Below are 9,756 nucleotides of genomic sequence, written 5' to 3' on the forward strand. Positions count from 1 at the left end.
CGGCAAGCGCAGATTCGACGGCGCCTTCGGGCGCCTCGTAACCCTGGCTGGCGGCGAACTCGGCCTTGGGCAAGGCCTTGCGATCCAGCTTGCCGTTGGCATTGACCGGCAAAGCATCCAACGTGACGAAGGCGGCGGGCACCATGTAGTCGGGCAATGTTGCCGACAATGCGACCCGCAGCGCGGCGATATCCACTGACGCCGGTGCGATATACGCGACCAGTCGTGTGCCCGACGGGCCGTCCTGCGCCAGTACCGCCGCTTGCTCGACGCCCGGTTGGGACACCAAACTGGCTTCAATCTCGCCCAGTTCGATACGGAACCCGCGTATCTTCACCTGCTGGTCGATCCGGCCCAGGTATTCAAGTTGGCCGTCCTGCGTCCAACGCACCAGATCGCCCGTGCGGTACAGGCGTTGGCCACTTCCCTGCGGGTCGGCGATGAAGCGGTCAGCGGTCAGGCCCGGGCGGTTCAGGTAGCCGCGCGCCAACCCCGCGCCGCTGACGTGCAGTTCACCGGGCACGCCGACCGGCGCCAGGTTGAGTTCGCTATCCAGCACATGCAGCGCCAGGTCGGGGATGCGCGTGCCGATCGGGCTGCCGCCTGCCGCCAGGTCGGCCTGGGTCAGACGACGATACGTGACGTGCACCGTCGTTTCGGTAATGCCATACATGTTGACCAGTGCGGGCGACTGGTCGCCGAAGTGGTCGAACCAACGTTGCAGCTTGCGCGGCTCCAGGGCCTCGCCGCCGAAAATCACCTGCCGTAACGCGAGCGATGACGCAGCGGCGCCCGACGTATCGACGCCCGACTGATACAACCCCGGCACCTGCATCAATTGCAGGAACGCCGATGGCGTCTGGTTCAGCACGGTCACCTGTTCGCGCCGCAGCAGCGCCAGGAACGCCTCGGGGTCCCGGCTGATTGCATGGGGCACCACCACCAGCCGGCCACCGGTGCACAGCGCGCCAAACACCTCCCAGACCGAGAAGTCGAACGCGTAGGAATGGAACAGCGTCCACACATCATTCGCGCCAAAGGCAAACCAGTCCGACGTCTGCGACAGCAAGCGGCACACTTGGTGGTGGCACAGTTGCGCACCCTTGGGCCGGCCCGTCGAGCCAGAGGTGTAGATCACATAGGCCAGATGCGCCGGGTGTGTCCGGCCGGCGGGGTTGTGCGTCGGGCTGTTGTCCTGCGCCAGCGCGTCCAGGTTCAGCACCACGACATCGGGCAGCGCCGACGCCAGCCACGGCAGGCGGCCGTGCTGCGCGGATTCGGTCAGCACCACCGACACGCCGCTGTCCTCGGCCATGAAGCGCAGCCGGTCTTCCGGATACTCGGGGTCTAGCGGCACGTAAGCGCCGCCCGCCTTCAGCACCGCGACCATGGCAATCACCATGTCGGCGGATCGCGCCAGCGCAATGCCCACCTTGGCCTCGGGGCGCACACCCGTGGCGATCAGCCGATGCGCCAATTGGTTGGCGCGCGCGTTGAATTCACCGTAGGTCAACGTATGGCCGTCCATCGTCAGGGCCGGCGCATCCGGACGCGCGCGTGCCGCCGCTTCGATCAAGCCGTGGATCGTCGCCGCACTGCCGGCATCATCAACCGCCGAGCGCGCGAGCGGCGCGCCGCTCCAGGCGCGCAGGCTGGCGCACTCGCGCGGCGACAACAAGGCAACGCGGTCCACCCGCTGCGACGGCTCGCTGGCCATCGCTTGGAGCGCCGCGGCGTAATGCCCGGCCAATTGGGACATGGTGCGCGCATCGAACAGTTCTTGCGCGTATAGCAACGTCACCTGTACGCGGCCATCGGCCAATTCCGCCGTGTTGCAACTGAGCTCGAATTGCGCGGCCTGTTCGCCCAAGGCGTAATCCGAGGCGCGCAAGCCCGGCAGCGCCTGCAAGCCGCGATAGTCCGGGCGCTGGTGGTTGAACAGCACCTGGAACAACGGGGAATGGCCGTCTCGTTCGGGTTGCAAGGCGTCAACCAGTTGTTCGAAAGGCAGATCCTGATGCGCCTGGGCCTCGCGCGCCGCATCCCGCGCCTGCAGTAACAGACCGTCAAGAGTGACGCCCGGCGAGCAATCCGCGCGCAGCACTTGCGTGTTGACGAAGAACCCCACCACCCGGTCCGTGTTGCCACGATGGCGGTTCGCGATCGGCGTGCCAACGCGAATGTCGGTTTCGCGGCTGTAGCGATGCAATACCGCTTGGAACCCCGCCAACAGCGCCGCAAACAGCGTGGCCTGCCGGGCCTGGGCGCTGGCGCGCAGTTCGCGCGCCGCCTGCTCCGTCAGATAGAACGTATGGCGCGCCGCCTGATACTGCCCGCCCGGCCGGCGCACGCCATCGGCGGGCAGCTCAAGCACGGGCTGCGCGCCGCCCAGCCGCTGTACCCAATGTGCGCGCTGCCGCGCCCCTTCACCGTCGGCCAGCCAGCGCCGCTGCCACGCCGCGTAATCCGCGTACGTGATGGGCAGCGCCGCCAAGGCCGCCGGCCGCTTGTCGACATACGCGCGGTACAGCTCGGTGAACTCGTCCACGATGATCTGCATTGACCAGCCGTCGGACACGATGTGGTGCATCACCACCACCAGCACATGATCGTCGTCGGCTTGCCGGATCAACCCCAGCCGCAGCAAGGGGCCGGTTTCCAGGTCGAACGGCATGCGTATCCACGCCTGCGCGCACGCCAGCGCGTCCACCGGCGTGTGCGCGTCATGCGTCAGCCACGGGACGGGCGCCGGGTCGGCCACTACCGCCTGCGCCTGCCCGTCGGCGGTCGCCACAAAGCGCGTGCGCAGGCTGGCATGGCGCCGCACCAGTTCGTTGAACGCGGCGTTCAGCGCGTCGCGGTCCAGCGTGCCGCGCAAATGCAGCGCGCCGGTCACGTGGTACGCCGTGCTGTCCGGGTCCATGCGCCACAGGAACCACTGGCGCTGTTGCGCGTGCGACAGCACGCCAACCGTGCCGGCGGCGGACCCCGCGACGGGTTCATCCGCCAGCGCATCCTTGGGCGCGGTAACCTTGGCCGGCAGACCCTCGGATGGGACCGCCGTCACCTTAGTCGCCGGCGCATCCACGGGCGGGCTGATCGCCGCCGCCAGCGCCTGTAGCGTCTGATGGTCAAAGAGCTGGCGCGGCTTGATGGCTAGCTTCTGCCGCCGCGCCCGCGCCATCACTTTCAAGCTCATGATCGAGTCGCCGCCCAGCTCAAAGAAATTGTCCGTGCGCCCGACTTCGGCCACGCCCAGCACCTCGGCCCAGATCGCAGCCAGCGCGGTTTCAACGGGACCAACCGGCGCGTCCGCCGCCGTATCGCGGGCCGCTTCCAGCGCCTGCGGGGCCGGCAGCGCGCGGCGGTCGACCTTGCCGTTGGCGTTGAGCGGCAGCGCATCCAGTTCGGTGAACGTGGCGGGAACCATGTAGTCGGGCAAGACTGCGGCAAGCCCGTCGCGCAGCGCGGCGCCGTCGATGGCCGCGCCGTGCCTTGCAACGACGTACGCGTGCAGTTGCATGTGGGTGGCGTCCGCATCCGTCTCGCCGCGCGCAACCACGGCGCAGTCGGCCACGCCGGGCAGGCCGCGCAACACCACCGCGACCTCGCCGGGCTCGACGCGATAGCCGCGGATCTTTACCTGGTCATCCATGCGCCCCTGGAACACCAGGCTGCCGTCGTGGCCCTGCCGTACCCGATCGCCCGTTCGATACATGCGCTGACCCGGCGCGTAGGGGCTGGCCACGTAGCGGTCCGCCGTCAGGCCGGGGCGTCCCAGATAGCCTCGGGCAACGCCGTCGCCCGCCAGATAGAGTTCACCTTCGGCGCCGCGCGGCACCGGGTTCAGCCACGCATCCAGTACATAGGCTTGCATATTGGGTAGCGGCGTGCCGACCGGCAGGGCTTGCAGCGGACCGAATTGCGCCTGCGTTGCCGCCTGCGTCAACGCGCCGACCGTGGTTTCCGTGGGACCGTAGTGGTTCACCACCCGGCATTGCGGCGCCAATGCAGCAACGCGGTCAAGCAACGCCCGCGAGCTGGCCTCTCCCCCCAACACGAGCGTGTGGCGCGGCAGCACATCAGCGGGCCGCGCCGCCTGCAACAAGGCTTGCAAGTGGCTAGGCACAATTTTCAGCACATCCACCTGATGCCGCGCCATGTAGGCGGTGAAGCCGTCGGGGTCGAACACGCAATCCTGCGTGACAAGGTGCAGCGTGCACCCAGTGCACAACGCGCCGTACAGCGTCGTATGGCCCAAATCCGCGGACACCGTCGACACCATGGCCATGCTGCGGGCCGCACCGGGCAATGCCAAGCGGTGCAACATGCCCTGCACGTAGTGAGTCAGGGCGCCGCGGCTGACCACCACCCCCTTGGGCGCACCGGTCGAGCCCGACGTATAGATCACATAGGCCGCCTGATCCGGATGCACGGGCGTCAAGGCCAGTGCCGGCACGGGCTGATCCGGCCGAAGCGGTGCGCGGATCGGCAGACGCAGGATCTCGGGCGCCCACGCCATGTCCGCATCGCTTAGGATCAAGGCCGCCCCGCAGTCTTGCACCAGATGCTTCAGGCGTTCCTCGGGCAAGGCTGGGTCCAGCGGCACATACGCGCCGCCCGCGCGCAACACGGCCAGCATGGCAATCACGAAACTGATGCTGCGCGGCGCGTGGACCGCCACGCGCACATCCGCCGCCACGCCACGCGCCTGCAGTTGCGCGGCCAGGCGCTGCACGGCCCGTTCCAGGTCCGCATGGCGTAATGCCTGCGCGTCCTCTTGCAAGGCAATGCCGTCCGGCTGCCGCGCCGCCGCGCGCGACCACAACGCAAGCAGATCCCTGTCATCCCACTGCACAGCCTCGCCGTCAATGCGGCTGGCGTCGTCCGGAAGCTCAAGCAGCGCCACCGGCAAGTCCGGCTGCGCTGCGCCTTGCCGCAGCAGCGCCGCGTAGGCCCGCGCCATCCGCGCAATGGTGTCGGCATTGAACACGTCTTCGGCATAGTCGAACTGGCAGCGGATCTCGTCGCGCCTGATCGTGAAGTCCAGGCTCAGATCAAAGTGCGCATGGCGTGCCGCATCGTCCACGCCCTGCATTTCCAGGTCCGCGAAGCGGCCGGGCATGGCGTCGGCAGAATCCGCCTGTTCGGTGCATTTGACCTGGAAAAGCGGGTTCAACCCGGGGGTGCGCGTGGACACGAGCTCGGACACCAACAGGTCAAACGGGCAGTCCTGGTTGGCCTGCGCGTCCAGCAACGTCGCGCGCACCGCGCCAACCAGCGTAGCCAGGCCCTGGCTGGCGTCCACTTGCGTGCGCAACACGCTCATGTTGGTCAGGTAGCCGATCAGCCCGTGCGTTTCACGCCGAACCCGGTTGGCCAGCGGTGCGCCCACCACAATGTCATCCTGCCCGCAGTAGCGCGCCAGCGTCAGCTTGAAGGCCGCCAGCAGAGCCATGAACACGGACGCGCCGCTGCGCTGCGCCAAGGCCCGCGCGGATGCCGCCAGCTCTGCCGGCAAGGTCAACGTGTAGCCGCCCGCCGCCGCATCGCGGCGCGCCGGTCGGGGCCGATCCAGCGGCAGCCGCAGTGGCTCCGGGTCCTGGCCCAAGCGCTCGCGCCAATACTGCAACTGTTTAGGCAACTGGCCGGCCGCATACCATTCACGCTGCCACAGGGCGTAGTCGCCAAACTGGATGGGCAGCGGCGGCAGAGCGGGTGGATGACCCTGGGTTTGCGCCTGGGTTCGCTCCGTATAGAGCGCGGCCAGCTCGCGCAGCAGGATTGCCTGCGACCAGCCGTCGGCCAGAATATGGTGCATCGTCAACGACAGCCAATGTGTATCGGCTGACACCGTGATCAACGTCACCCGCCACGCGGGCGCGCGCGCCAGGTCAAAGGGCCGCGTCGCGTCGTCTTGGTACAGGGCGCGGGCCGCTGCAATGCGCGTGTCGCCGTCCAGATGTTCCACGCTCTCGTGCCGCCATGCCGCAAACGCATCCGTCAAGACCCGCTGCATCGGCGTGTCAGTTGCGTCGACCTCGAATACGCTGCGCAGTACGGCATGCCGCTCGGCAAGGGCCTGGGCCGCCCGGCGGAGTGCCTCGGGCTGCAAGGCACCCCGCAAGGCCATCGCGCCCGCCATGTTGTAGGCCGATGACTCGGGCTCCATCCGCCACGTCAGCCACAAGCCTTGCTGGGCGTACGACAGCGGATACCTCATGACATCCGGGAACGGCACGATGGGCAGACTGCCGGGGTCGATGCCTTGGGCAACCAGCTTGACCAACAAGGTCTGGCGCTGCTGCGCATCAAGCTTCGCGATGCGTTCGGCCAGCGCGCGGGGATCGATTGCCATAGTGCTTACATCTCCAGTTCATTCAAGAGGGAATCGATGGCGGCAAACTCAGCCTGCCGCTCCTTGGCGCCCTCGCCCATTGCGCCCCACAATGCGTGCAGTTGCGGCAATGCCACCAATTGCGCGATGGTGGGCGCATCGAACAACGTGCGTAAGGGCACATCGATACCGTGGACCTGCTTGACGGCGGCCACCACTTCCATCACCGCGATGGAATCGCCGCCCAACTCAAAGAAATTGTCATGCCGGCCCACGCGAGCGGTGTCCAGCACCTGCGCCCAGACCTCGGCCAATCGCACTTCTGCCTGGCCTTCGGGCGCAACGTAAGCCTGGCTGGCCGCGAACTCGGCCTTGGGCAAGGCCTTGCGGTCCAGTTTGCCGTTGGCGTTGATGGGCAGGCGGTTCAGCGGCGTGAAGGCGGCGGGCACCATGTAGTCGGGCAACGCTGCCGACAATGCGCTTCGCAGCGCGGTGGCATCCACTGTGGCGGGTGCGACATACGCGACCAGACGAGCGCCCGATGGGCCGTCCTGCGCCAGCACCGCCACTTGTTCTACGCCTGGATGGGACGAGATAGCGGCCTCGATTTCACCCAGCTCTATACGCAGGCCACGGATCTTCACCTGGTGATCCAGGCGGCCCAGGTACTCCAGCTGCCCATCCTGCATCCAGCGCACCAAGTCGCCCGTGCGATACAGCCTGCCGCCCTGCCCGTCCGGGTCGGCGATGAAGCGGTCGGAGGTCAGGCCGGCGCGGTTCAGATACCCGCGCGCCAAGCCCACCCCGCCCAGATACAGTTCGCCCGATACACCAATGGGCACGGGGTTCAGTTGCGCGTCCAGTACCCGCGTTTGAATGCCCGCGATGGGATAGCCGATCGGCACCACTCCGCTATCATCGTCGACGCAAGTCCAATGCGTGACGTCGATCGCTGCTTCCGTTGGGCCGTACAGGTTGTACATCCCAGCCTGCGGCAACAACGCCAGGCAGCGCGCCTGCAAGTCCGCCCCGAGCGCCTCGCCGCTGCACACGATGCGGCGCAGGGTCGTGCATGATTCGGCGCCCGCTTGTTCGGCATGGCTGATGAAGGCGTGCAGCATCGAGGGGACAAAATGCAGCGTAGTCACGCCTTGTTCGCGTATCAGCGCGGAAAGACGCGCCGGATCGCGATGGTCGCCCGGGCCTGCCAACGCCAGCCGCGCGCCCGTCATCAAAGGCCAGAAAAATTCCCACACGGACACATCAAAGCTGAACGGGGTCTTTTGAAGCACCACGTCGTCCGCCTTCAGACCATAGGCCTGCTGCATCCACGCCAAGCGATTGGTCAGCGCAACGTGCCGGTTGGCCGCGCCCTTGGGCTTGCCGGTGGAACCCGAGGTGTAGATGACGTAGGCAAGGTTCTCGGGGTGATGCGTAACATCGGGCGGCGTGACCGGTTCGGACGCAACGTCCATCTGGTCCAAGACCATCAGCGTCGTCGACGAGGACAGCTTGCCCATTCGCGCCGCCAAGCCGGACTGCGTCAACAGCAGCGACACGCCGCTGTCTTGCAGCATGTACGCCAGGCGGTCATTCGGATAATCGGGGTCCAGCGGCACGTAGGCGGCACCCGCCTTCAACACCGCCAACAGCGCCACCACCAGTTCCAGCGATCGTTCAGCGGCAATACCCACACACTGTTCCGCACGTACGCCCATGCGCTGCAAGTGATGCGCCAACTGATTCGCGCGGCGGTCCAGTTCGCCATACGTTAGCGACGCATCAAGGCACGTCACCGCGATACGGTCCGCCCAAAGGCGCGCCTGCCGTTCAAACTGGCGATGCACCGGTAGCGCGCCAAACTCCGACGCTACCTCCGCCGACAGCGGCAAGCCACTTTCGTTCGGACTCAACAAGGCCAATTCGTTTGGCGGCGTCAATGGCAGCGCGCCCACGCGGCCCTCGTGCGCCGCCAGACGCGCCAGTACGTAATGCAGGCGCTGCGCCAACGCCTGCGCCACCGCGTCTGACACGCGTGATCGGTCATAGCTCAGTTGCAACGACAGGCCAGGCTGCTGCGTCACGACCAGCGTCAGGGCGTAATGCGTCTGCTCGTTGTTCTGCAAGTTGGCAAACCGCAGCCCCGCCGACCCCTGCGTTTTCAGCGCCGCATCAACCGGATAGTTTTCAAATACCAACAACGTGTCGAACAAGGCGCTGCCGCCCTGGCCCGCCCAACGCTGCACGTCGAACAGCGGCGCGTGCTCGTGTTCACGCGACGTCAGGTTTTGGTTTTGAATGCCGCGCAGCCAGTCGCCCAACGCGGCATCGGACGCAATGGTCACCGCCAACGGCATGGTGTTGATGAACAGCCCAAGCATGTGCTGCGCGCCGGCCAAGGTGTCGGGCCGGCCAGACGTGGTAACGCCAAACACAACCGTCGACTGCCCCGTCGCTTGGGCCAAGATCCGCGCCCAGGCCGCTTGCAGCAAGGTGTTGACCGTGACGCGATGATGCCGGGCGCGCTCGGTCAATGCCAACGACGCGGCGGGGTCCATCCGGGTATGCACGTCCGCGTAGCCGGCGGCTGCCGTGCGTTCGCCACGAACCTGCAATGCTGGAGCCAGCAGGCTGGGTTCAGTCAAGGCCTGCAAGCAGCCGCGCCAATAGGCCTGCGTATCGGTTTCGTTTCTGTTGGCCAGCCACGTCAGATAGTCACGATAGCGGCCTACTCCCGCCGCCACGGGCAGCCCTTCGTACGTCCGCAGCACTTCGCCCAGCAACCGCGTCACGCTCCAGCCGTCCAGCTGCAGATGATGGAACGTCCAGATCAAGTGATAGCGCTGCTCGGCCGTGCGCATCAGCGTCACGCGCAATAGTGGCGGCAATGCCAGGTCGAAGCCCTGCATCAGATCGGTGCCCGCCTGCGCATCCAACACTGTTGCGACGGGATGCGATGCATTGTGATGGTTGCGCGCATCGATCACCGTGTACGGCAGCGTGACGTCGCGCGCCACCCACTGTAGTGGTGCGCCCGCGCGTTGCAGGAAGCCGGTGCGCAATACGTCGTGACGCGCCAGCGCCGACGCCCATGCGGACCGGAAGCGTTCTACGTCCAGCCCGTCGATATCCACGCGCAGCTGGTTCACGTAGGCCGGGGCTTGATCGTCGCCCGATGCCGCATCCCACACGCTGTGGAACAGCATGCCCGCCTGCATCGGTGTCACCGGGTAAAGGTCTTGCCATTGGTTTGCCGGCGCGGGAATGTCCAGCGCGCGCAGGCCTTCCCAAGTCAGGCCCGCCAAGGGGAAGTCCGATGGCGTCACGCAGTGGACACCGCTGACGCAATGCGCCACCAGCGCGCGCAAGGCCGCTTCGTACTGTTGAGCAAGCGCTTGGATGCGGGTGGGATCATGACG

The 9,756-nt window shown here is 66.8% G+C and carries 2 protein-coding genes; both read right to left on the reverse strand.

Annotated features, from left to right (window positions below):
* Positions 1-6,358, reverse strand: a 6,358-nt coding sequence (locus tag CQ050_RS30440; protein ID WP_146121081.1) for a non-ribosomal peptide synthetase, incomplete at its 3' end; no start/stop codon positions are given.
* 5 nt (positions 6,359-6,363) lie between these two features.
* Positions 6,364-9,756: non-ribosomal peptide synthetase (locus CQ050_RS30445; protein ID WP_146121082.1), on the reverse strand; the 3,393-nt coding region annotated here is incomplete at its 5' end.

It is taken from the genome of Achromobacter sp. MYb9 (assembly GCF_002975275.1).
Classification (GTDB): domain Bacteria; phylum Pseudomonadota; class Gammaproteobacteria; order Burkholderiales; family Burkholderiaceae_B; genus Achromobacter.